Origin of the sequence: Chloroflexus sp. (assembly GCF_034435895.1) — a bacterium.
Classification (GTDB): Bacteria; Chloroflexota; Chloroflexia; order Chloroflexales; family Chloroflexaceae; genus Chloroflexus.
In genome coordinates this window covers 1-22,763 of sequence record NZ_DAOTWH010000095.1, presented here as the reverse complement: position 1 = coordinate 22,763, position 22,763 = coordinate 1, and the positions used below count along the sequence as shown (strand labels likewise).

General features: G+C 54.1%; 19 protein-coding genes, 1 tRNA gene and 1 pseudogene. 12 read left to right on the top strand and 9 right to left on the bottom strand.

Features of this window, described 5'->3' with window-relative positions:
* Positions 1-658 (top strand): IPT/TIG domain-containing protein (locus tag U9R81_RS05825; RefSeq protein WP_322494572.1); only part of this gene is annotated, 658 nt, incomplete at its 5' end.
* 96 nt (positions 659-754) lie between these two features.
* On the opposite strand, the gene ribA is transcribed toward U9R81_RS05825, so the two are convergent.
* The 3 genes and pseudogenes from ribA to U9R81_RS05810 form a co-directional block, all read right to left on the bottom strand.
* Complete coding sequence (gene ribA / locus U9R81_RS05820) at positions 755-1,369, bottom strand: GTP cyclohydrolase II (protein ID WP_322494571.1); 615 nt, start codon at positions 1,367-1,369, stop codon at positions 755-757.
* Positions 1,366-2,550 (bottom strand): annotated as a pseudogene (locus U9R81_RS05815) (MFS transporter). Before U9R81_RS05815 ends, ribA begins: the two are co-directional and overlap by 4 nt.
* Positions 2,551-2,719: 169 nt before the next feature.
* On the bottom strand, positions 2,720-3,586 hold the full coding sequence (locus U9R81_RS05810; RefSeq protein WP_322494570.1) for a 1-acyl-sn-glycerol-3-phosphate acyltransferase: 867 nt from the start codon (positions 3,584-3,586) through the stop codon (positions 2,720-2,722).
* A 129-nt stretch (positions 3,587-3,715) separates the two neighbouring features.
* Here U9R81_RS05810 and U9R81_RS05805 point away from each other — a divergent pair, with 129 nt between their 5' ends.
* The 3 genes from U9R81_RS05805 (at position 3,716) to U9R81_RS05795 (ending at position 6,035) form a co-directional block, all read left to right on the top strand.
* Positions 3,716-4,327, top strand: a complete 612-nt coding sequence (locus U9R81_RS05805) for a 2Fe-2S iron-sulfur cluster-binding protein (RefSeq protein ID WP_322494569.1) — start codon at positions 3,716-3,718, stop codon at positions 4,325-4,327.
* Positions 4,328-4,776: 449 nt separating this feature from the next.
* Positions 4,777-5,511, top strand: a complete 735-nt coding sequence (locus U9R81_RS05800; RefSeq protein ID WP_322494568.1) for a PIG-L deacetylase family protein — start codon at positions 4,777-4,779, stop codon at positions 5,509-5,511.
* A gap of 449 nt (positions 5,512-5,960) precedes the next feature.
* Positions 5,961-6,035, top strand: a tRNA-Lys gene (locus U9R81_RS05795).
* 283 nt (positions 6,036-6,318) lie between these two features.
* Here the strand turns inward: U9R81_RS05795 and U9R81_RS05790 are convergent.
* Positions 6,319-6,483 (bottom strand): hypothetical protein, encoded by a 165-nt coding sequence (locus U9R81_RS05790; RefSeq protein WP_322494567.1) that lies wholly within the window; start codon positions 6,481-6,483, stop codon positions 6,319-6,321.
* A gap of 913 nt (positions 6,484-7,396) precedes the next feature.
* Between U9R81_RS05790 and U9R81_RS05785 the strand changes: the two genes are divergently transcribed.
* The 7 genes from U9R81_RS05785 (at position 7,397) to U9R81_RS05755 (ending at position 14,974) form a co-directional block, all read left to right on the top strand.
* The gene (locus tag U9R81_RS05785; RefSeq protein WP_322494566.1) at positions 7,397-7,822 is read left to right on the top strand and encodes a hypothetical protein; all 426 of its coding nucleotides are present in this window, start codon (positions 7,397-7,399) and stop codon (positions 7,820-7,822) included.
* A 458-nt stretch (positions 7,823-8,280) separates the two neighbouring features.
* Complete coding sequence (locus tag U9R81_RS05780; protein ID WP_322494565.1) at positions 8,281-10,317, top strand: DEAD/DEAH box helicase family protein; 2,037 nt, start codon at positions 8,281-8,283, stop codon at positions 10,315-10,317.
* 9 nt (positions 10,318-10,326) lie between these two features.
* Positions 10,327-10,521 (top strand): hypothetical protein, encoded by a 195-nt coding sequence (locus tag U9R81_RS05775; RefSeq protein ID WP_322494564.1) that lies wholly within the window; start codon positions 10,327-10,329, stop codon positions 10,519-10,521.
* A 9-nt stretch (positions 10,522-10,530) separates the two neighbouring features.
* Entirely contained in the window at positions 10,531-12,495 is a 1,965-nt protein-coding gene (locus tag U9R81_RS05770) for an AAA family ATPase (protein ID WP_322494563.1), read from the top strand.
* Positions 12,492-12,938: a hypothetical protein gene (locus U9R81_RS05765; RefSeq protein WP_322494562.1), complete on the top strand. Its 447-nt coding sequence runs from the start codon at positions 12,492-12,494 to the stop codon at positions 12,936-12,938. Before U9R81_RS05770 ends, U9R81_RS05765 begins: the two co-directional genes overlap by 4 nt.
* Before the next feature lie 2 nt (positions 12,939-12,940).
* The gene (locus U9R81_RS05760; RefSeq protein WP_322494561.1) at positions 12,941-13,735 is read left to right on the top strand and encodes an HNH endonuclease; all 795 of its coding nucleotides are present in this window, start codon (positions 12,941-12,943) and stop codon (positions 13,733-13,735) included.
* Between the two features lie 66 nt (positions 13,736-13,801).
* Positions 13,802-14,974 carry a DGQHR domain-containing protein gene (locus U9R81_RS05755; RefSeq protein ID WP_322494560.1) on the top strand — a complete coding sequence of 391 codons (1,173 nt, stop codon included), beginning with the start codon at positions 13,802-13,804 and terminating at the stop codon, positions 14,972-14,974.
* On the opposite strand, the gene U9R81_RS05750 is transcribed toward U9R81_RS05755, so the two are convergent.
* Genes U9R81_RS05750 through dndB form a run of 5 tightly spaced genes read right to left on the bottom strand, consistent with a single transcriptional unit; the run spans position 14,960 to position 21,156 of the window.
* Positions 14,960-16,120: an IscS subfamily cysteine desulfurase gene (locus U9R81_RS05750; protein WP_322494559.1), complete on the bottom strand. Its 1,161-nt coding sequence runs from the start codon at positions 16,118-16,120 to the stop codon at positions 14,960-14,962. The genes U9R81_RS05755 and U9R81_RS05750 overlap by 15 nt on opposite strands.
* A 9-nt stretch (positions 16,121-16,129) precedes the next feature.
* Positions 16,130-16,513 carry a DNA sulfur modification protein DndE gene (gene dndE, locus U9R81_RS05745; RefSeq protein WP_322494558.1) on the bottom strand — a complete coding sequence of 128 codons (384 nt, stop codon included), beginning with the start codon at positions 16,511-16,513 and terminating at the stop codon, positions 16,130-16,132.
* On the bottom strand, positions 16,510-18,588 hold the full coding sequence (gene dndD, locus U9R81_RS05740) for a DNA sulfur modification protein DndD (protein ID WP_322494557.1): 2,079 nt from the start codon (positions 18,586-18,588) through the stop codon (positions 16,510-16,512). Before dndD ends, dndE begins: the two co-directional genes overlap by 4 nt.
* Before the next feature lies 1 nt (position 18,589).
* A complete protein-coding gene (gene dndC, locus U9R81_RS05735) occupies positions 18,590-20,038 on the bottom strand; it encodes a DNA phosphorothioation system sulfurtransferase DndC (protein ID WP_322494556.1) in 1,449 nt (482 codons plus the stop codon).
* Positions 20,035-21,156: a DNA sulfur modification protein DndB gene (dndB, locus tag U9R81_RS05730; protein WP_322494555.1), complete on the bottom strand. Its 1,122-nt coding sequence runs from the start codon at positions 21,154-21,156 to the stop codon at positions 20,035-20,037. Before dndB ends, dndC begins: the two co-directional genes overlap by 4 nt.
* Positions 21,157-21,832: 676 nt before the next feature.
* Between dndB and U9R81_RS05725 the strand changes: the two genes are divergently transcribed.
* Complete coding sequence (locus U9R81_RS05725) at positions 21,833-22,138, top strand: hypothetical protein (protein ID WP_322494554.1); 306 nt, start codon at positions 21,833-21,835, stop codon at positions 22,136-22,138.
* The last annotated feature ends 625 nt before the right edge of the window (positions 22,139-22,763 follow it).

Sequence of the window (22,763 nt, the reverse complement as noted above, 5' to 3'; positions counted from 1 at the left end):
GGGGACGGCGAATGTGACGGTGTTCACGCCGGGGCCGGGCGGGGGCGAAACGAGCGCGGTGCCGTTCACCATCACCAACCCCGCGCCGGCGCTGACAAGTATGAGTCCGGCGACGGCGACGGCGGGCGGGGCCGGGTTCACGCTGACGGTGACGGGCACGGACTTCGTGAATGGGTCGGTGGTGCGGTGGAATGGGAATGACCGGGTGACGACGTTCGTGTCGAGCACGCAACTGACGGCTGCGATCCCGGCGAGCGACATTGCGACGGCGGGGACGGCGAATGTGACGGTGTTCACGCCGGGGCCGGGCGGGGGCGAAACGAGCGCGGTGCCGTTCACCATTCAATCCAGTAACCCATCGCCAACCATTCCTACTATCACCAGTGTCTCGCCTAATTCGATTACGGTGGGCACAACGGACATCACGCTTACCATTAACGGCAACAACTTCGAGAATGGGGCGATAGTACGGTGGAATGGCACACCGTTAGCCACCACCTTTGTCAGCGCAACCCAGCTTACAGCGACGCTGCCAGCGACCCAGCGCGGCACAGCCGGGACGGGTAATGTCACCGTCGTCAACCCCGGCGGGGGCGAGTCAAGTACGGTGACGGTAACGATCCGGTATCACGTTTTGGTACCAATGATCCTGCGCTAATTGGTTCAATACGTTTCAACGAGCTGTGCCCCCTCTTCGCCTTGGCCGAAGAGGGGGCACGCATGTGTATCACGTACTGGCTATACGTCACTCTTATCACATCCGCCCATCCAACAAATGCCCCATCCGCAACTGCTTGGCCAGCAGATACGGTGCGCTGTACGCATTAGCCGGCGCTTGCAGGGGCACGCGCTCGCGCACCGTGATGCCATACTGTTCGAGGCTCGCAATCTTGGCGGGGTTGTTGGTCAGCAATCGCACCGATTCGATGCCCAGATCGCGTAAGATTGCGGCAGCGATGCCGTAATCGCGCATATCGTCGGGCAAGCCCAAGGCGCGGTTGGCGTCAACCGTATCAAGGCCCTGTTGTTGGAGCGCGTATGCGCGGATCTTATTCACCAACCCAATGCCGCGCCCCTCTTGGCGCAGGTAGAGCAACACCCCGCGCCCGGCTTGTTGGATCGCACTGAGCGCTGCGGCGAGTTGCTCACCGCAATCGCACCGGTGCGAACCAAAGATATCGCCGGTCAAGCATTCGGAGTGGAGCCTTGCCAGCACCGGCTCCGGCCCCGCCAGCGCGCCGCACGTGAGTGCCACCTGCTCTTTCTGCTCGGCATCGAGGTAGACCACAATCTGAAACTGGCCAAACTTGGTCGGTAAATCAGCCATCGCCGCGCGGGTGATAGTCGCAGAAGAGGGAAGAATCGTCATACCTGAGCCTCGGGGTCTTCAGAAGGGCGAAAAGAACGGGAAGCGCCGGCCAAGATTGGCCGGGTTAAGGCAAGAGTCGTGATGGCCCAAGCGCCGGCAAGGAGCGTGCCACTCACGAGATACGGCGCATCAGGGCCAAACGAATCGAAGATCAGGCCAAAGCTGATGGGGCCGATCAACAGCGCAAAACTAATCAGGGCCTGCATCCCGCCGAGCACTGCCCCTTGCCGGCTAGCGCCAGCTCGCAGCGAGACGAGGCTGGTGATCGCCGGTACTGCCAACCCCATCCCGATCGCGAGCATTGCTGCCAGCGGGAACAACAGCCAACCCGTTTGAGAAGCTGATCCGACGAGCGCAAAGGCGGCAGCCATCAGCCCTAATCCGCCGCTGGCTAAGCGCGCTTCGCCGAGATACGGTTGGAGGCGGCCTAGCAACAACCCTTGGGTGAACACAGCGCAAAGCCCGACGAAGACAAATAGCACGGCATTCTGTGCAGGCTCCCAGCCAAACCGGGTCAGGGTAAACAGGGCAATATTGCTTTGCAACCCGGAAAAGGCGATATTGAGCAGCACTGCTGCAATCAGCAACGGGCGTATAGCTGGCAACTGCCATGCCGCTGCGGCTGGCGTCAACAGATTCTGGAGGCGCAGCGGTTGCGGACGGCGGCGCTCAGACGGCAACGACTCGGGCAAGACACCGGTGGCGTAGAGCGCATTGAGCAGCGCAATGGCGGCAGCGAGCAACGGCGGAATAGCCAGCCCATACTGGCTCAGGGCGCCACCCATGGCCGCTCCGCCGATCAAGCCGATCCCAAACGCCGCCCCAAGCAGGCCCAAGCCGCGCGCGCGTTCGGCTGGCGCTGTCACGTCGGCAATGTAAGCCTGCGCCACCGGCATACTCGACCCTGCTGCACCGCCGAGGGCAATGGCCGCGGCCAAGAACTATAACGAATTGGCCAACGCCAAACCCAGATAGGCCAACGCCGAGCTGAACAGACAGAGCAAAATCACTGGGCGGCGCCCGATCCGGTCAGAGACAGCGCCCAGCATTGGCGCAACCAGCAACTGCATGGCCGCGTAGAGCGAACCGAGCAGGCCAACGACCAGCGCATCATCAGACCATGCGCGTGCCATAAAGGGCAACAACGGCATGATGAGGCCATAGCCCAGCATATCAACCAATACCGAACCGGCGACGATGATGCGATGGCGATTCAATAGAGGATCTCCTTGAATTGGCGTACCCTAGCGTCATTGTGCGGGAGCTTCGCACCCGAAGCATTCTCCAGCGCAAACGGAAGCGGTAGCTGAAAGAGTATCGATCAAGCGGGTGATTGCCATTCTGGTCAGTTCACCCGGTGCGCTGCATCAGTTGGCGGGCCATCGCCAACACTGCCGGGCGCAGATCGTTATCGGCAACCAGTGGCGGGCCAAACTGCACCCGCACCGGCTGGGTGGCGAGATGCGGCCACAACACTTGCACAATCGCCGCCAGCCACTGCCGTTCAGCCGGATCACGGCGCAGATTAGTCAGTGGATGGCGCAACGCCGCCGGCGCTTGCACATCGCTGACGATGGCTGTCGCCACCGGTACGCCGGCGGCCAGCCGGCCAAACAGATCGAGACTGGCCGACCATTCGGCCAAGCCGGTGATCGCCGTCGGGTCACGCGCTGGATCGGGTTCAATCCGTCCGGCGGGAAAGGTCAATACCGCGCCGCCTTGTTGCAGATGGCGCACCGCGCTGCGCAAGGCTACCATCCGGCTAAGCGGCGTCGTGCCGACCGGAATGATTGCTGCGGCGGTATGCGGCAGTGTCCGGATCAATGGACGCGCGATCGCGATAATCTTCAGATCAGTGCGACCAATTGCCGCAATCAACGCTGCCGCGTCGAGCAAGCCGGGATGGTTGGCAACAATCAATAACGGCCCGTGGCGCGGCGGCGAGGGGCCATCGATCCGCATACCGGGCGCAAAGCGAGCGCAGATCCATTGTGCGCCTGCCGGCAACCCTGCTCTGCCAACCAGCTCATCAAACGTCCGCAACTGGCGGGCAAAGCGTTGGGCCGGCGGGCGGGCCAGCACTGTCGCGATCCCGCGCAGCCATGGCGGGCGGGTAATGCCAAACCCGCGCAGTATATCGGCAGTATTGAGCCAGATCAGGTCAGCGAGGGGATCGGTTGATATCTGTACGGGCGTCTGATAATAAACCGGTAACACAGCCTATATACTCGAGATCCTCAAGGTTTGGTTGTCATGTATCAACGTTGTATTGGTATCATACCACTATTTACCCCAGAATCGCGGTACAATAAACACACAGACCCTTGCCAGCGAAGGAGTATGGCTATGACCACGGTCACGATTAACGATGTCGAGATGGAAGCTCAGCCCGGTGAACGGATTCTCGATATTGCCCGGCGCAATGGCGCTCATATTGGTTTCGTCTGCGACGGTACTGGCTTTTGCCAGACGTGCAAAGTCAGAGTGCTGGCTGGCAGTGAGTCGCTCAGCCCGCCGACCGAGCTCGAGAAGAACTGGATCCCTGAGCAGCGGTTGGCAGAGGGATGGCGGTTAGGTTGCCAAGCAGCCATTCGCGGCAAAGAGCCGGTGGAAGTGTTAACCGCTGCCGAAGGGTTGCGCCGGCAAACCTTTGCCGTGATCAACCCGCCGCCGGGCACGAATGTGGTGTCAAATGTTGGCGCACTCCTTGCCAACCTCAACCAGCAAATCATTGATCAGGTCATTGGCTACCCATTTAACATGCTTAACGCGGTAGCCAAGATTGGGCTTGGCCGGATCTTGAACCCATGGCAATCGATGGAGCGGTTCAGCCAGTGGTTGACCGATTTCGGCAAGGTATTTGAGAAGACGCTCAATTCGCCGGCGCCAGCCCCGAAGAGCGCCTCGCTTGAGAGTGTGCGTGACGCGGCAGCCGAGGTGCGGCGGGCCAGTGAATAATAGCGCGGCGCAAAGCGCGCCAAGGCGCAGAGACGCTTAACGCAAAGGCGCCAAGCACGCGAAGATCGCAGAGGTGTTTGGGGAGGGCGAACATCCTCTGCGTCCGCGGCGTCCTCAGTGGTAAGCTACCCTTACCCCTCCCTTGCTGAGCGCGAGGTGGTGCTGTGTCCTGCGCGAGCACGGCCGTGCCCGGTATCCAGCGGCTCCCCCTTTCCTCCCGTCAGGGGGGAGAGGGGGCCGGGGGGAGAGGGTCAGCAACCCGTGCAGCAGGCTTCGTAATAGTAGCCCGGCTCTTCAGGGCCGGGTTCCTTGTTGTCCGCCCTTGCATCCGGTTCGTAAGGAGCGGGATCATCGCTTGCGAAAGCCATGCGAGGGGCGACTTCGCAAGCAACCTCAATCGCAAGTCATGGTATGCTACCTACCAGCAACTAACAGTTCAAGGAGCAACCATGCACAACGCACCATCTGAACTTCGTACCGCCTTAGTCGTTGTCGCCCACCCCGACGACGCTGAATTTGGCTGCGGCGGCACCCTCGCGGCATGGGCCGCCGAAGGCTGGGAAATTACCCTAGTCATCTGCACCGATGGCAGTGCTGGCGGCCCTGATGACGCCACCGATGTCGGCCCTGAAGCGCGCCGTCGGATCAGCGAGATCCGCAAAGCTGAGCAGCGCGCCGCCGCCGAGATCCTCGGCTTGAAGGAGGTGGTCTTTCTCGATTACCCCGACGGTATGCTGCAACCAAGCATCGAACTGCGCCGCGATATTGTGCGCCAGATCCGCCGCATCCGCGCCCAGCGCATCGTCTGCCAATCGCCCGATCGGGTGTGGACGCCGCAGTACTCGATTCCCCGCTTCCACCCCGACCATCTCGCGGCGGCGAACGCCACGCTGGCCGCTGTCTATCCGGCAGCGCAAAATAGTTGGGACTTCCCCGAACTATTGGCCGAGGGCTACTTGCCGAGCAAAGTGCGTGAAATCTACATCACCGGCGCGCCGGTGTTGAACTATGCGGTCGATATTAGCGCGACGATTGAGCAAAAGTTAGCGGCGCTGCGCTGCCACGTTTCGCAACTCGGCGCTGACCAGACCGAATTAGCGCAACAGGTGCGGCAATGGGCCGCCGAACGAGGGCAAGCGTTCGGCTTGGCGTTGGCTGAAGCGTTTCATCGGGTGGAGAATTAGGGCTGCGGGGCGGCCTGCGCCTTCTACTTAGGAGTGTGGCAGGGCAACTGCCGTATGCTCCGCTGTTCGTCCGTGTCATTGTGTGCTGCCGGAGGGGGGGCAGCAAGCTCCCACTCCCCTCTTGTCATTGCGAGCCGCCGAAGGCGGCGAAGCAATCTCCCGTGAGCACGGGAGGTATATACTCAGGCACGGGTTGCGCTGCAGCGGGAGATTGCTTCGGGCGCTGCGCGCCCTCGCAATGACAAATGGGAAGCGAATTCTCGCAATGACAACTAAGAAGCTGCTTCTTTATGGAGTGCGGCGGTGCAACTGCCGCACATTATAACCGGCCACCTGCATAAGTACTCTGCCGATACCACAAATGCCTCTTTATTGCCTTTGCACAGCGTAGCGCAGACAGAGGCTATTCAGTTGACGCCAATCGCAGACTCGGCTATACTACCAACGGCGGGCCGGTAGCTCAGCGGTAGAGCACCTGACTTTTAATCAGAGGGTCGTGGGTTCGATCCCCACCCGGCTCACCAAGCGATTTGGCTTCGGGTCTTGATGACACGAGGCCAATTTGTTTATTGACAGGCTAGTTTTGATTCATCGCGCCACTGGCGCTCACTTCACTCCTTGCCATCATCATCGCGCACCGGCTCAAATCCAGCATGCTTTGCCGAGGTCGAATGCTTACCCTCATCCCTACCCCTTCTCCTGCGCAGCGGGAGAAGGCCACTGCCGCATTGACGGATGAGAACAGCGCTTGCGCTAAGGGCATTCCTTAGCACTGGATCAGCCTGCGGAGCAGGCGTTGCCCATGGATCACGCGCTCTTGACCTTAATCGGGCGCCGGATCGCCTTGGGATGCCAGAAGGGCGTGAGCGGCGGGTTAGATTGCTCGTGCTCCGACTTTGGATCAGGTGGGTTGGTCGGTGCAGGCGGAACGGCTGGTGGGGCGACGTTGAGCAAGCGGGTCAGCAGCGACATAGCGTCTATCCTCTCAGCTAGAAGATGAAAAAGTATTCATGTAAGAAACCGCGTGAATAGGCAAAAGGATTCGCAGTTTTTGCGGGGATTTCTGGCAATCCCTATCCTTCTCCGGATCGAGCTGGCGAAGCGGGTTTCGCAAAAGCGTGTCTATTTCTCAGAGGGCAAATAGGCCGTTCTTGCGGGAATGTTTTGGTAGCGAGTGACGGAAACAGATAGGTGGTGCGGTTGAGGTAATTGGAGCAGGTAAGGATATTGTGCGCCAATCGTTCACGTTTGCGCCTGTATGACATCGTGTATGATATACCCCATACCCGTTCCGGTTGGTAAAATTGGTCAACCTTGATATAAACGCATAAGGTAATGACCCCGCAGAAGGTTGGCAATAGGCGAAGGTGCTTGGATCGGCAAGAATATAGCTAAGCAAGCATTTAGCTAGGCTAAGGAAATGCCATGCTTTCACGTATCATCCAGCAACAAATTCCGCTTGGTTTAGAAGCTGTTTTCTATTTGAAAAATGAAAGCGAAATAAGTGGTGTAGTAATGGAAATAGGAATTGAACATGTTCCTTAAAAAAGGGAGAAGAATTTATTGCCGTCCTAATAGATATGGTAGGATTATGGCGTGTACTGAGATCCGACACCCTCAAAACGGATGTATCTTCATCTATTCAGCCGCAAGTGCCACAACCACCTGATTCAACGTCAACTCAATCTAATCAAGAAGTTGTTCGAAAGTTGTTAGAAATAGGGGATCGTTTTAAGGCATATCAGCAGATTTCTTCTTTGCAGATCAAAGCTCCGGATTTTGCTTTTGCTACTGATGATGTTAAAGCTCATCCTAATGCCTTACCTGTCTTGAACAGGGTGAGCGAGAAATATAAATACGCGTGCAGCGCCTGAATCCATGCGCGGTGACCAGCACGTGGATTGCGGAGAGGGTTGCCAATATCCTGAGGCTTAAAGTTGCCCACGGGCGACATGATTTGCTTCCGTTTGCCGAGCAAACGCAGCAGATTGTTCAACAAGCTCAACACGATTACGAGGCGTATCTTGTAACTGGTCAACTAACTGACCAACTGCTGGCAAGTGTGCTTCGCCTTGCCCAACTCGACCCTATATTCAGGGCCGGAGTGATTGATAGAAATCTTGGTAATGTGTTTGATGAAGATATAGCTGATTTGCACCAACTTATTTCAATCGTAGAACCGCGCTGGTTTACTGCCTCACGTCTTTGTTTGCTTAACCCAACGTTTGGCGCTGCTTCCTTGATGGAAGGAGGAGCAGATGCTGATATGGTGATCGATGAGATGATTATTGAAGTCGACAAAATCCTTTAAGTTTGAACGCGATCATTTTCATCAATTGATAGGATACTATATCCTGCACGAGATAGCAGGTATTGAGAGTGGATCTATAGGTCATGATAATGGTTATTCCAAGCCTGTGATAACTAAATTGGGTGTCTATGTTGCGCGTTTTGGCTATATATACAGCATAGCGGTAAGTGATGTCATTCGCGCAGAAAAGTTTCCGAGCTTTGTTGATTGGTTTGTAAAGCGTGTTCAACCTAATGCCCTCAAGTAAACATCTATGTCATTACGTTGTACTGCGGTGCGGCCGATTGCCTCAGCATATCAATGAGAGCATATACATCGGTATGTAAACAGCATTGCCATCAACTTGATCGCGATGGTATACTACACACATCAGTCTTAGCAGCATGACAGGTTAAGAGGTTCTCTGTATGGGTAATACCTTAAAGCCAACATTCAAATCTTTATCGTTACTGCCTACAATGGATACGTCCAGCCACGATCTCGTTGGCGAGTTTTTCGAGCCGCTCCTCGCTCGTGCTGTTAGCTATGACCGTGGGGTCGGCTTTTTCTCTTCCTCGTGGTTGCGTATGAATGCGCGCGGCATGGTGGCTTTTGCTCGTAATGGCGGCAGAGCGCGCTGGATTACTAGCCCCATATTGGATTTAGCCGATTGGGAAGCGCTGCAATTAGGTGATGATGCTCGCCATGACACGGTTATTCGCCAAGCGCTTGAGCGTGCAATAGGTGATCTAGCCGTAACCATCGATCAGGACGTGCGCACGGCGTTGGCGTGGATGGTGGCCGATGAGGTGATCACGTTCAAACTGGCGCTGCCGCGTAACAAGCTCGATCACGGCGACTTTCATGATAAATTCGGTATTTTTACCGATGATGAAGGCAATCAAGTTAGTTTCAACGGCTCCTACAACGATAGTATGCAAGGCATACGCAACTATGAGTCAATCAAGATCTTTTGGTCATGGGAGCCGTTTCTGGCGCCATTGGTGCAAGCTGATACGCGTCGTTTTGAACGTTTGTGGAATAATTCAGATCCAAATGTGCAAACGTTCGATCTGCCAACTGCTGCTCGTGAGCAGATCGTGCGTTTACGCACGGGTAAGCGCCCTTACCCTGAACCAGAGTGGGTGAAACTCCGGCGATTACGCGACCAACAGTCCATCTATCGCGCGCCTCGTCCAGCCGTGCCGGCCAAGGTGACACTCCGTGATTATCAGATTGCTGCAATTGAGGCTTGGTTCGATCATCATTGTCGCGGTTTGCTTGAGATGGCAACCGGTACCGGTAAGACCATCACGGCGCTGGCTGCGTCAGCGTGGTTGTTTAAGCGTGAGGGCAGGTTAGCAGTGGTGGTCGCTGTGCCGTATCAGCATCTGGTTGATCAATGGGCTGCTGAAATGCGATCCTTCGGCTATGAGCCAATACTGGCCTATCAGAGCAAGGATCGTTGGCTTGACAGCTTACATCAGCAGATCATTGCCTATAATGCCGGCCGTCGGTGCTGTCTATCGGTCATTGTCACCCACAGTACATTTGCCCAAGCCGATTTTCAAGCTGCGTTACAGCGTCTACAAGGTGCGAGTCTGCTGATAGCCGATGAAGCCCATCATCTTGGCGCTGCACAGCGGCGTCAGGCGTATCCAGAACACATTCCCTACCGGCTCGGATTATCAGCGACTCCGGATCGCTGGTTCGACGATGAGGGAACGAAAGCCTTGCGCGATTACTTCGGTGAGACCGTCTTCTCTTTGCCACTTGCACAGGCAATTGGATCGAGTCTGACGCCGTACTATTATTACCCCCACTGCGTGATGTTGACCGATGAAGAGATGGAGCGTTACGCGGATCTCTCGGCCAAAATTGCGCGCCTCTCCCAGCGAGATGAGTTAGAGGTGCGGGAAACCTTGCGTCGGTTGCTGATCAAACGGGCTGATTTGCTCAATCATGCCGCAAATAAACTCTTCGTTCTCAATCAATTGATTGATCATCCTGATGATATTTCGCATACGCTCTTCTATTGCGCCCCCGGTCATATTGATGCGGTGGTGCGCCTGCTTGGCCACGAGAAGGGGGTGCGGATCCACCGCTTTACCGCCAAGGAGGATGTGCGCACCCGACAACGGCTGTTGACCGATTTCGCCAATGGTACGCTCCAAGGTTTGGTCGCGATGAAATGCCTTGATGAAGGGGTTGACGTACCGTCAACCCGAACCGCATATCTGCTCGCGAGCAGCGGCAATCCGCGTGAATTTATTCAGCGACGTGGACGTATCTTGCGGCGGTTTCCCGGTAAAGATGTGGCGGTGTTACACGATCTCGTAACGATCCCCGATCCTATCAATCAACCGCAGTTCTCAACCGCAATGCAAGTCGAGCGTAGTATCATGCGACGAGAACTGCAACGGATTAAAGAGTTTGCGGGGGCTGCCTTAAATAAGCATCAAGCGCTTGATGTGATCTGGGATGTGGTACGACAGTATGGATTAATGGATATGTAGGAGGTAAGTATGAGCCGTGACTTGCTGCGGCGTTTGTTTAGTACACTCGATCCAGAGATCAAGAGCGTCATTGAACAAGTTCTGCAATTAGAGCAGGAAAACATTACGATGGAGCGGCCTCGCATTAATGATCGAATTGATGAGATCATCACAGAAGAGGCAAAGCGCATTCTTGGCACCTCGAAGGGTTCACGTACAGGATGAGCATAAGCTATGAAACTCGATCGTATTATTCTTGAAAACTTCCGCCAGTATTTCGGCAAACAACGACTCGAATTTGCCAAAGATTTACAACGTAATGTAACCGTTATCCATGGTGTTAATGGTGCAGGAAAGACATCGTTATTTCTCGCCATCAACTGGTGTCTGTACGGTCGTTCAGTCGATAAAACCAAGATTATTGATAATGTGGGTGAGTTGATCAGCAAGGAAGCCATTAAGCGCGCGCAACCGGGTGAGCGCGTCGAAACTGCGGTTGAGCTGCATTTCTTACACGACGGGTATCGTTACATGGCACAGCGTAAGTTAACGGGGATCCGAAAGGAGGAAGTAGGAGTATCGGTCGATCGCAACGAACATTTTAAGCTGATGCGCGCACAACCTGATGGGCAGTGGGAGAATATTCATAATCCGATCGGCGCGATTAATTCGATCCTTCCTGCGAATGTGCGCACCTACTTCTTGTTTGATGGTGAAAAGATCGATGAGTTTGCCAAACCAGAGTCGCATAAAGATGTACGTGACGCGATCTATCTTGTCCTCAAACTTGAGATCTTAGAACGAGCGAAACGTCATTTAGACAAGGTTGCCGATGATTATAGCAAGGAATTGCGCCAGATTTCGAGTGGTGAGTTAGCTAATTTATTGGATCGCGAAGCCAAAGCGCGGGCTGAGCGCGAGGAAATTGAAAAAAAACAACTGGAGTTGCGCAAGGAGATTGAGTCGGCGCGGCGAAAGATCGGGGAAATTGACGACAAGCTACGTGAGACGAGGGATGCGCGTGATCTTCAGATCAAGCGAGATCAGTGTGAACAGGAATTGCGTCAACGGCGTATAGATCTCGATGCGCTCACGCGGCGGATCCGTGAGCTTGCTGCAACCGGCTACTTCATTCTGGCTCAGCCAGCCGTGGAACAGGCACTCCAGATCCTGAACGAAAAACGCGCGCGGGGCGAGATTCCGAGCAATATTCGCCAGCAGTTCTTGCAGGATTTGATCATGCGGAAGGAGTGTATCTGTGGTCGTCCAATTAACGACGGCAGTCCGGAACACCAGCGCTTGCTGCGGTTGCTTCAGCAAAGCTTGCCGGGATCGCTTGAAGATAACGTACTTGAGCTCTATGCAAGATTGCGGGCGTTTGCCGAGCGGGTGAAACTCCGGTGTGCCGATCTTGACGCTGCCTGGCGTCAGCGGAGTGAACTGACCGAAGCGATTCATCGCCTTGAAAGTGAACTCAGTGAGATTCGCCGTCAGCTTGAGCAATCGCAGGTAGAGGAAGTGAACCAGCTTGAGAAACAGCGACAAACGTTCTCAGAGGATATTGATCGGGCTAATATGCAGATTGGCGAGATTAATGAACGACTCAAGCAGTTGAGCAAAGAGATTGGTGAATTGGAAAAGCGTATTTCACGGGCCAAAACTGAAGAGCAACGGGCTAAATTGTTGCAGACTAAGCTTGATCTGGCGCGACGTGCGTTTCATGCTATCGATCAGATACATAAGCAGTTTGCTGACGACATGCGGGTGCAGATCGAAGCGAAGACGCGCGAAATTTTTAAGAAACTGGCATGGAAGAGCGAGCACTTTAGCGATGTCCGGCTTGACGAGAATTATCACCTTGAAGTGATCGATCGCTACGGAATGCCAGCGCGACCCGAACTTTCAGCCGGTGAGCGACAAGTGTTAAGTTTATCGTTTATCGCTGCTATGTCGCGTATTAGCGAAGGCGAAGCGCCATTGGTAATGGATACGCCGTTTGGCCGGCTGTCGTCGCACCATCGCAATAGTATTACGCTCAATTTGCCATCGTTAGCCAATCAATTAGTGCTTTTTGTTACTGACGAAGAGCTGCGTGATCAAGCCCGGCAACATCTTGAGCCGCGCATTGGTCGGGAATATCGCTTACAGTTCGATCCACGCACCAGTTGTACCACGATCGTAGAAGAGTCATCCGTATGACTTGCCCAGAGGGTGTCATCATGAGTGAAAATAGTGTTATTCGGAAAGATCGCGTCAATATTGATGATGATGTTATTGGTATCTATCACGAATTGACGAGTAAAGCCGAGGAAGGAGGTGAACTGGCTCCCTTTCGTACCCACAAGGATGTGTTTATGTTGGCCGTTGTGCTTGGCTATCGGCGTGATATGCGGCGTCCGGCGCCATCAGGTGCAAAACATACTATTCGCCGTGAGGTGTTCTCTGAAGAAGACTATCAATTGCTTGAAGCGATTGCAGTCGCCACAACCGGTGATGTTAACGTTCTCCTTAACCAAGGCGAGATCTTAACCATTGCCGAAGAGTATGCACAGGCTGGGATTCATGATGTCAAGGCGGAATTGTTAGATCAGGGCGGGCAGCCTCTGCGGAATTTGGTGGCCATGCTTGTTGGTAAGTCGTAACTATGTTGCAAGAAAACAATCTCATCAATCCGGGTAAAAAACTGAGAGATATTCTCAGTGAAATCTTTCATTACGATCCAAAACATGATTCATCGGTGTTGGGTCAGATAGACAAGATGATGATGGCAGATGGTGAACTTGCTTTATTAACATATCGGAGTTTAATCAATTATGTTACCCGACGACTAATCACCATCGCAGAATACATGAAGCGGAAATATAGTAGTGACAGCTACCCAAGTGGGTATTATGTTGAAGAAATTAGAAGTTACTTGCAAAATCGCACGAACATACCTTCTGAAAGGCGAGAGAAGATTTTGGCGCTCCTGCTTGAGTGTCTTGCAGCGCGATCAAGGAGCGTTCGTCCAGCAGTAAAAAGACGGATCAGACAGCAAGCCCAAAAACAAGGTCTTAAGTGTTATATCTGCGGCTGTGATATGGATTTCTCATTAAATGATGAATACCTTGCAGCCGTGATTGAACATGTTTGGCCACATGCGATGGGTGGCGCTAGTCAAGAAGCGAACTTACGTGTTGCATGCAAAAAATGTTCTGATCATAAACAAAGTTATATGGATGCGAGTGATTTTCATTTTGAGGAAATGTGTCTGGTTGATGAAGAGGATAGTGATGATTTTAATAGAAACCTCAACCGGCAATTTAAGATTGCGATATGGGCGAAAAGTGATTATGCTTGCATTTTGTGCGGTAAGCCAGCATCGCAAGGTAGGTTAGGCTTTGCTCGACGTAATTATAATGATAATTGGCATTTTTTTGAATATGGATGCCTACTGTGATGAGCATTTAGCTCAAATAAAGGCGGCTCAGGATGAGTATTCTAGTTAGTTGGTAGGAGGTACCTTGTGGCTTCGCGCAGTTATTTTGGCTATCTGGTGCGGCAGCGTATCGATGAAAATACACCGAAATTGTTTGTTTTTTGGGCAAGAGCACGTGATATTAGACAGTGGGCTGGTGTTAAGAGAGTAGCTGAATCATCAGAAGGAACGCAACGAGTATTACGCCCAACACGAAGTAGAGCAATCACAAGATTTTTGAAATCAAACACGATAAACACAATCCCGAATAACATCCTTTTAGCTTTTGAGCCGGGAGTCGCAGTTTTTACCTCATATCGTGAAGAACTTGAAGGTTGTCTGCAACATCAAGACTTAAGAAATGGCTGCAATCAACAGATTGACTGGGGATTGCTCTATTTTGAGTTTGATAAGGATGCTTCAGAGTGCCAACGGCCTGCATTAGTAGTCGATGGGCAACACAGATTGTATGGCATTTCTGAATTCAGCGATGAGGATTTGCCATTACTCGCAGTGTGTATTATCGATGCAAGCGTACAAGAGCAGGCGTTTCAATTTATTGTAATTAATAACAAGGCCGTTCGGGTGCCGATTGATAATGTGAAAGCAATTATTGCACACTTAGATGACGAGGAACAATTACAAACTCGTTTGTTACAAGCAGGTGTCAATTATGGCAATATGTCGCCTGTGCTGCGGGAGGTTAATGACCTTGATACTAGTCCATTTCAGCATTTGCTCGATTGGCCCTACAACAAGAAGGGGCCTAAACTTGTACCTATTTCAGCGATTGAGCAAGCTTTTCGGTTTATGAAAAGCGTGTTCGATTTCATGGAAGATGATGAAGACTCAATGTTGGAAGTTTTTCTCGCTGTTTGGCGTGCTGTGAAGGGAAATTATCTAGATCTCTGGGGTAAAGAGAATACTTTCATGACAAAGGTGAATATCAACGCGCTTAATGAATTTATTATGGAACGGTTGAAGTTTGCTTGGGAAATGGGAATGGTGGATATTTTCTCACCAGAAGCGGTTGAACAGCAAGTACAAGGAATACTTAGGCTTATACCATCGATTTTTTGGGAACTATCGTGGTCAATCAAAATTCAGGATAATGCAAATGTACGAAATCTGATCAAAAGTGACTTGGAAAAATTAGTACAAAATGTTAAACTTCGCCGAAAGTGGAATGAAGATTTGAACGTTCCTTTATCTGGCGAGTAAGGCTCGCAATTTCGCCACTCGTTCTGCAACGATCGAAATAGCAACCTCTATCTGATCACTTGTATTCGTCCGCCCCACACCGAACCGGAGCGATCCGTGCGCCCGCTCTTCGCCAAAGCCAAGCGCCATGATCACGTGTGACGGTTCGACCGAGGCGCTGGTGCAGGCCGAGCCGGTGGCAATGGCGAGATCGTGGAGACCGGCGATGAACGCCCGGCTTTCGATCTGTGGGATGTAGACGTTGAGATTATGGGGCAGGCGCTCGGTTGGGTGACCGTTGAGCGCAACCCCCTCGATCCGCTCTTGCAGGCCAGCGAACAAGCGAGTTGTCCACGCGCGATATTGGGGAGCGAGCGTCGCCATCTCACGGCGGGCAATCTCAGCGGCCATCCCGAAACCGACAATCCCCGGTACATTGAGCGTTCCCGAGCGGAGGCCGCGCTCGTGACCGCCGCCATAGATCATCGGTGCAAGCCGCACGCGGGGGTTGCTTCGTCGCACATACAATGCGCCAATCCCCTTCGGGCCATACATCTTGTGGGCCGAGAGGGACAAGAGATCGATCTGTTGCTGGTGCACATCGATGGGGATATAGCCAGCCGCTTGGGTGGCATCGGTGTGAAACAGGACACCGTGCTCACGGGCAATGCGCCCAATATCGGCAAGCGGTGCAAGCGTACCAATCTCGTTGTTGGCCGCCATAATCGAGATGAGGATGGTTTTCGGGGTGATAGCAGCGCGTACTTCATCAAGATCAATGCATCCATACTGATCAACCCGCAGATATGTCACTCGCTTGCCAAGATATTCAAGCCGTTTGGCCGCATCAAGCACGGCTTTATGCTCGGTTACACATGTGATGATGTGATCGCCCTTGTCAGCGTAGCGTTCGGCGACGCCAAAGAGGGCTAAATTGTTGGCTTCGGTGGCGCCGCTGGTAAAGATGATCTCGTCAGGCCGAGCATTGATCAAGGCGGCAACCTGTGCCCGCGCGCGTTCAACCGCCTGACTCGCTTGATAGCCGAAGTCGTGATCTTTACTCGCTGCGTTGCCAAATACGTCGGTGAAATAGGGCAGCATTGCAGCAAGGACGCGCGGTTCAACTGGCGTCGTCGCATGGTGATCCATATAAATCGGTCGCTGCATCACGGCCTCCTATGAGTGAGAGCGAGCGGCAGTGGCGAGCGCACAGAGATCGGGCAACGATTTCACCTGCTGATACAAAAGCAAGACGCCACGATTCATATGTGCGCGGAATTGTTCCTCGAAACCAGCACCTTCAACTGGTAACCCATCACTCAGGCAGCGTTGACGGAGGAAGGCAACGAACAGATCGTCGTAGCGTCCGGTCAAGGTGCCGCGTTCGATTTCGCGCTGACTGTCTTCCGGGTACTGGCTCGGATCGGGGATCGTGGGTTCAGCGAGTGAGAGCATAAACCCCACACGGCACAGCAGATTCGCGCTCAGACCGGTACGCGCTTTGAGCTGACGCAAGCGTTGATCGGCTTCTTCGCAAAATCGGAGTCGGGTGATATTCATCTTGGTGCTGGCACTCCTTCGCCGTGCGTGTCATGTTCGTACGTTGACCAGAAATATCCGGGTTGAATCTGTGTGCTGGCTTCGCCACGTTGATACGCGAGCCGATACGACCGGGCAATCAACGGTTCGAGATCGGCATAGCGTTCGCGATCGATCTCGGTATCAGTTGACAAAATAATCACCTGATGGCTTGCGCGCGGCAGATACCGTTGCACGAGCCGTTGGCGATGCTCGCTATCCAAGCGACCGAGCGGAGTATCGATAATGATCGGCACGGTGCGTCCGGAGACAAGACGCAACGCCCACAAGAGCGCGACTGCGTACAGTTGCTTTTCGCCAGCGGAAAGTTGCTCGCGCGGCACTGCATCGCCTTTCGCGTTATACAACGTGGCAGCAAACGTGTCAGGGTCGATGGTGATGCGATGAATGTACGGGCCTTCATGACTGAGCTGACCGAAACAATCGACAACCGCTGCCTCTAACTCTTTGATCTTGGCTTGTCGGAGCGCCTCTTCATAGCGCATCGCCACACGCTGAGCGCGGATCGCAAGGTGGATCCGGTAGTTGGGATCATCGCCGCGCATGAGCCGCGTGTAGAGTTCTTTCTCTTCCTGATCAAGCGCGGCCCGTTGTTGGCGCAACTGGTGCACAAGCGTTTCTTGCGCGCGATGTTTCGATTCGAGATCAGCCAGTTCTCGTTGCAAATGCAACAACTGCTGCAGCAACGGCTGAAGGTGATCATCGGCTGGAAGTGACAGTAACGTCGCTTCAATCGTGGTGAGTTCAGCGGCCGCTTGCTCATACGCCTGTCCAAGCTCAGCGAGTTGGGCTGGCATTGTCGTCAAGGCTTGGTCGAGCCACTGGATCAAGCGCTGGCGCTGCTCGTTCATCAGCGGATGGACGACCGTGTCGGTGGCTAAGGCTGGATCACCCGCAGGAACAAGCTGATCGCGAATTGCGCGTGCGGTGTCAGACAGGCGTTCAACAATCTGTTGCTGCGCATGGGCATCAAGTGCTATGCCAGCGAACACAGCGCTCATATCATTCAAATGAAAGGTGAGGGTTGAAAGAAACGAGTCAGCTACTTCGGCTACCCGTTGATACTGCTCAACCTGTTCGTCACGCTCAAGCCGATCCTTTAGCGCATGAGCAAGGTGCGGTGCGATGGCGAATGGCAATAAGCCATTGGCATGTTCCGCGATCTGCCGTTCATAGCGACGGAGCAGCTCGCGAAGGTCGTGGGCGCGTTGGTTCAGCCGATCGCGCTGCGCGGCCAGCGTACCGCCTTCACGCGCCAATCGCTGTTCCGCTTCCGTCATGTTGCTGCGGCACTGTTCGATCAGGCTATTGAGCTGGCCCAACTCCGTATCGGCCTGCTGAAACGCCGCTTCAACCGCCTGACGCCGAGAACGGAGATCGGCAAGCTGCGCTTCCAGCCCGGGTTGACCGGTGCGACGTTGACGAGCAAGATAGACCGCGAGATCAGCACGCAGCCGTTGCAACAGATCGAGACCAAGCAACGATTGGATCGCCTCGCCGAGGACGGTATTGTGATTCTCGTCAGCCAACGCCTGAATCTGTTCCCCATCGAAAAAGAACAGATCGGCCAGCGATGGCGGCAAAAGGTCAGCCACAAACTGATCCCACCAGTTTCGGTCTTGCTCGTTCAGAGGAACGCCATCTTTCGTGATCTGAACCGTCTCGCGCACGCGATCTCGGTGGCGTTCCCACATTCGCAAGACGTGAAACTCGTGGCTCGCACTCCCAATCGTTTGGATGAACCCAACCCCGACCCCGGCAAACGTGTGCAAGAACGGCGAGCCCGGTGGGCGATGGATCCGGCTACGCAGGTATGCCTCATAGGTGGTGCGCTTCGTTCGCTGCCCCAACGCAGCAGGGCCGTAGAGCGCCAGTCGCACAGCCTCCAAGATCGTCGTCTTCCCAGCGCCATTGCTGCCACCGATGAGAATAATGGGACGCTCGGTGAGGCCATGGTGCGCCTCTAGCCGCACATCAAGCCGGTGTTCGCCCGCATACTGGCCAAAGTTAATCAAGCGAAACTCAGTGAACTGCACGCTACACTCCCTTTGTTGCAGACACTTTGCCCTCGACGAAGGGGAAGTAGTGCTCAACTGCCGCCAACACCTCTTGCTCGCTGCGCCATTCGCGTCGCAACACCTCGTCGATTCGCTCGACGATCCGTGACCGGCTGGTTGGCAGGTGTTGATCACGCTGCTGCTCAATGAGCGCGATCAACAATTCGACGGGCACATCCTCTTCGGCGCAAATCTGAGCAAGGAGGGCGCGTTCAGCCGGACCGAAGACAGCGCCATCTTCTTGCGGCCACGGCAAGTCGCGTCCAGTCACTGCGCGATAAATCGCCGGAACCGAATCCTCCCAATCGTGCGCCTCAATCCGCCACAGGCGGCGGATCTCGTACAGTTCGGCCGGGCTAATCAATTCGAGATTCAATTCCGGTTTTTCACGGCGCACCTGCTCTTGCACCTGCAACAACCGCGTCAGCAATTCTTTGCGAAATTCAAGCCGGTACGGCCCCCGGATGAGATCCTCGCCTGACTGCACTTTCCGAAAATGAACAAGCCCATCGCGCCGGCGATAGTCACGCACCTCCCTGCGCCGCTCCGGATCTTGGGTAGCGGCCAGAAAGTCGCGAAACTCCAGCAGCGGGATCATCCACTCTTCACCGTTATCAATGAGCGCCTCCATCGAGCGATCGCGTTCGACCACCGTACAGACCCAGCACCCAAACCGGCTATTGCCACACGACGGCGTCGAGAGATCGACTATGAGCGGACACTCACCGGACTGCGCGCTCCGATAGAGCGCGGCTAAATCGCGATTGTTGCCGTGCCATGGCGACGGCACTGTCAGGAGGTACGTCCACACATCATCAGTCGTAAAGTCTTCGAGCGGGGTATAGACATACGCCTTCGGTAGGGTTGAATGGCGCGAGAGGCGCGAACCGGTGATGCGATACTCCCGCATCACCTGTGCCCGTGCTTGGCTCTCGCTCCGGCGCTGACCGAGGATTAAAACAACCTCGCCGTGCTGTGCTACTTTGCTCACGATAAATTCATCGGCCGGGCGAATCTTCATCCGTTCGGTACACCACCGAAACCGGCTATGTGGCGCCGGGTAGCCGCGCCCAATCAGGTTGACCCAGAAGGTATCCGTCACTTTCGGGGTCAGACGGTGAACCGTCATCGGCAATCCTTCCTCGCGCGCGAAGCGGCCAATATTTCCCAAATTATGATTCACGTGATCGACGATCAGCGGCGTCTCAACCAGCGTATCGGTTGCAATCACATAAATCGGTTTCCGTAACTGCGCGCGCGGTACATCGCGGAGCGCATACCAAATCAGTTGGAGCGACGCGGTCGAGTCTTTGCCGCCGCTATACCCAACGACCCACGGCATCGCGTTTGCGAGATATACGTCGCGGATCTCTTGGTAGATATCAGATAAGGTTCGGCGCGAAAACACCGACTCGACGTGGTGATTCATGATGCTGTCTCCAAGTGATTGGCATCGAACGCAGCGGTCGCATCAACCGATGTATGTTCAAGGCGCAGTTCTTCGGGCGAGAGGGGTAATCCCAACACTTGTTTGATGGCGTTCGCAGTACGAATAATCTGGGCGCGGGCCTTGCTGAGCTGACCGCCAACCATTGCCCGCCCTTCCCAGAGCGGATTCGTGCGCCGCCAGTCGATTGATCGCAGCTTTGTCAAATGTTCTCGCCACGTGCGCGGATAGGTGGCGATCAAATCGGCGCCGACAATCCCCAACGCATGGAGGGTGACACTGTGGAAATGAATATAATCCCGGCGTAGCTCAAGACTAGAGGTAGCGCGAATCACCCGCTCATTCCATTCCGGTATCACGGTGCAGAGCGCGGTCCAATAATCAATGGCAATTTGTTCTTCAGCGGGACTGATTTCATCCTCGGCTTCTTTCCGCAGTAAGGCGCCGGTAGCGTAGTAAATCCCGCTGAGGGTGAACAGCTTCAGCGAACGGTTCGCAATGGACGAACGTTCCATTTCGGTCAAGCCCTTGAAGGCCGGCACTTCAGCGGCAGCGCGACGAGCAACGTAGGCAAGGGGTGACCGGAAATCGTACAGGATGCCAATCGAAGAGCTTGCGCGGACAGCATGCGTGTTCAGATCAGCGAAGATTTGTTGACTTCGCTTCAGACCGGCATCGAGGAAGAAGACCACAGCAATCGTCTCATCGCCAAGATCGGGCATCTCGCGCAACGCCTCTTCAATGACGGCCCGCCGGTGTTGACCATCATTGATGATAAAGCGGGCAGAGAGCGGGACAATCAACTGCCCGATGTTACGATGCACTCCATGTTCCTCGAACGGCTTGAACTGGACGGGGCCGTCAATCGAGGCTGTAATTGCCGAGAAGACGTAATCATGCGGATGTTCAACAATGTAGCGCGTAATGGCCGGAATCCGACTTTTATTGAGCACGCGCTGCGCACGCAGCTCTGGCGGCAAGTCTTGGCTGTCAAACTCAAAAATCTTAGGCAGCAGGCGTAGCGGACACATAGCGACGTAGTATTCACGGCCCGCTTGAATCCCTCGAAGCGCGGCGAAGGTGTATTGGAATCCATCCATAGTGAGCGCTTTCTAGATGCTCCTTGGCAGGTCGAGAGCTATGGCGGGAAGTATTATTATGTATAATTGGATAAAAAAACGTCCAAGATGATAGTATTATACGCTTATCTGCTCGCCTAGGCAAAAAGTTCGTGATCGCGATGGATACGTTGGGTGTCGGTGCAAATGATCCGTTGCCGGAAGTGGTGTCCTGTGAGGAGGGTTTACTATGTCAGCAATGATGGCGTAGTACAAAAAATAGCCGCTCAGGGATTATTTATGAGTTTATGAGATATCTCCTCAATGGCTGGCCATCCTGATCCAGTTATCACACGGCTTGATATTAGTTCTCCTCTCTCTACAATCTTGGCAGAATGTTTGTTCTAAACCATGCGCTCCGGTGGCTTGATATTGGCATCTGTGCATCGGAATCATATCATATGGATATTAGGTGTGTTGTGATGAAGCTATTCTATTGGCGAGCGAGATTGGAAGTGGGCTAGAAACACTCCCGAAAGCTTCGTCGAGAATGCAATCACTATTCATTGACGAAGTGCTTAGGATATTACCGTTCAATGAAACCAGTTCTCTAGTGCTGCGTACATGATCCCGATGTTCTGTCTTCACTTGCACTCTTGCCGGAGAACAACATGCGTTTCTACACCACTTCGCACGGCGCTCGCTGCAATTCATGCTCATGGCCGCTAATACTTGTGGTCAACAAGTGTTTTATTTCACCTGTGATTGCGGTTGCAAAGTCTTCTTTGATGCGCTAGGGGCGCCGTGGCCGAAACATCAATGTCGTGGTTATCTTAATTCCTTAATCGAAACCTATGGGCGTGAGGTGATTGAGCGCGGGATGGCAGTGATGATGATGACGCCGGGCCTTGAGCCATCTTATGCGAGACAGGTGCAACAAGACTATGAGCAGGAAGTGCGGCAACCGGCTCCCAAAAAGAATATCATCCGGCGCGATCCTGTACACGGCGTCGTGAGGACGTAGTTGGGATTGTGCGCCAGTTGGTTGATGGTGTCAATGTTTTTAAGCGCCTAGGTACGAGTGATAATCCAATTAGTCGTGCAATGCTTAGATCGCTTGCAAAAGCGCAATGTGTCCAGATAACGATCCATACGGGCGCTTTAGCCAGCACTGATAATCACAGTTACACCTTTCTGATGGACAAGCAGTTGCTGATGCAGCAATCCATCGTGAAGGGCGCGTTGATTCGTTGCCAACTGCGCAGTTTGGTTGTGCCGGGATGGAAGCCGATCTGGATTCGTGATCGCGTGCGTAGTCCGTTTGAGGAGGATTGAAGGCTGGGTGATGAATCTGTGAGCCATAGCGGCTACGCCCCAACAAGGTTGGCAGCAATAAAACTTACAGAGCGGGGGTAATAGAGCATCACCCCCGTTTGACTATGGCCACCACTGTGCCACATCGCGCAGCGCGTGAAATATTTCTCTCTGTACCCTTAAGCCCGTCAGGCAAACTGTAACTTACCACTGTGCCACATCGCGCAGCGCGTGAAATATTTCCCCCCGCTGCTTTTGCGTCTCCGGTTGCCGTGATCAGCGGCAGCAGCGCGCCGGACGGCACACCGCCGCGCGCAGCGCCGCCACACGAGCGG

What these genes read in the sequence shown, in the direction of transcription:
- ribA (WP_322494571.1), bottom strand. Translation starts at nt 1,369, where the DNA reads ATGACGATTCTTCCCTCTTCTGCGACTATCACCCGCGCGGCGATGGCT.
- U9R81_RS05805 (WP_322494569.1), top strand. Translation starts at nt 3,716, where the DNA reads ATGACCACGGTCACGATTAACGATGTCGAGATGGAAGCTCAGCCCGGT.
- U9R81_RS05800 (WP_322494568.1), top strand. Translation starts at nt 4,777, where the DNA reads ATGCACAACGCACCATCTGAACTTCGTACCGCCTTAGTCGTTGTCGCC.
- U9R81_RS05790 (WP_322494567.1), bottom strand. Translation starts at nt 6,483, where the DNA reads ATGTCGCTGCTGACCCGCTTGCTCAACGTCGCCCCACCAGCCGTTCCG.
- U9R81_RS05780 (WP_322494565.1), top strand. Translation starts at nt 8,281, where the DNA reads ATGGATACGTCCAGCCACGATCTCGTTGGCGAGTTTTTCGAGCCGCTC.
- U9R81_RS05775 (WP_322494564.1), top strand. Translation starts at nt 10,327, where the DNA reads ATGAGCCGTGACTTGCTGCGGCGTTTGTTTAGTACACTCGATCCAGAG.
- U9R81_RS05770 (WP_322494563.1), top strand. Translation starts at nt 10,531, where the DNA reads ATGAAACTCGATCGTATTATTCTTGAAAACTTCCGCCAGTATTTCGGC.
- U9R81_RS05765 (WP_322494562.1), top strand. Translation starts at nt 12,492, where the DNA reads ATGACTTGCCCAGAGGGTGTCATCATGAGTGAAAATAGTGTTATTCGG.
- U9R81_RS05760 (WP_322494561.1), top strand. Translation starts at nt 12,941, where the DNA reads ATGTTGCAAGAAAACAATCTCATCAATCCGGGTAAAAAACTGAGAGAT.
- U9R81_RS05750 (WP_322494559.1), bottom strand. Translation starts at nt 16,120, where the DNA reads ATGCAGCGACCGATTTATATGGATCACCATGCGACGACGCCAGTTGAA.
- dndE (WP_322494558.1), bottom strand. Translation starts at nt 16,513, where the DNA reads ATGAATATCACCCGACTCCGATTTTGCGAAGAAGCCGATCAACGCTTG.
- dndC (WP_322494556.1), bottom strand. Translation starts at nt 20,038, where the DNA reads ATGAATCACCACGTCGAGTCGGTGTTTTCGCGCCGAACCTTATCTGAT.
- dndB (WP_322494555.1), bottom strand. Translation starts at nt 21,156, where the DNA reads ATGGATGGATTCCAATACACCTTCGCCGCGCTTCGAGGGATTCAAGCG.
- U9R81_RS05725 (WP_322494554.1), top strand. Translation starts at nt 21,833, where the DNA reads ATGGCCGCTAATACTTGTGGTCAACAAGTGTTTTATTTCACCTGTGAT.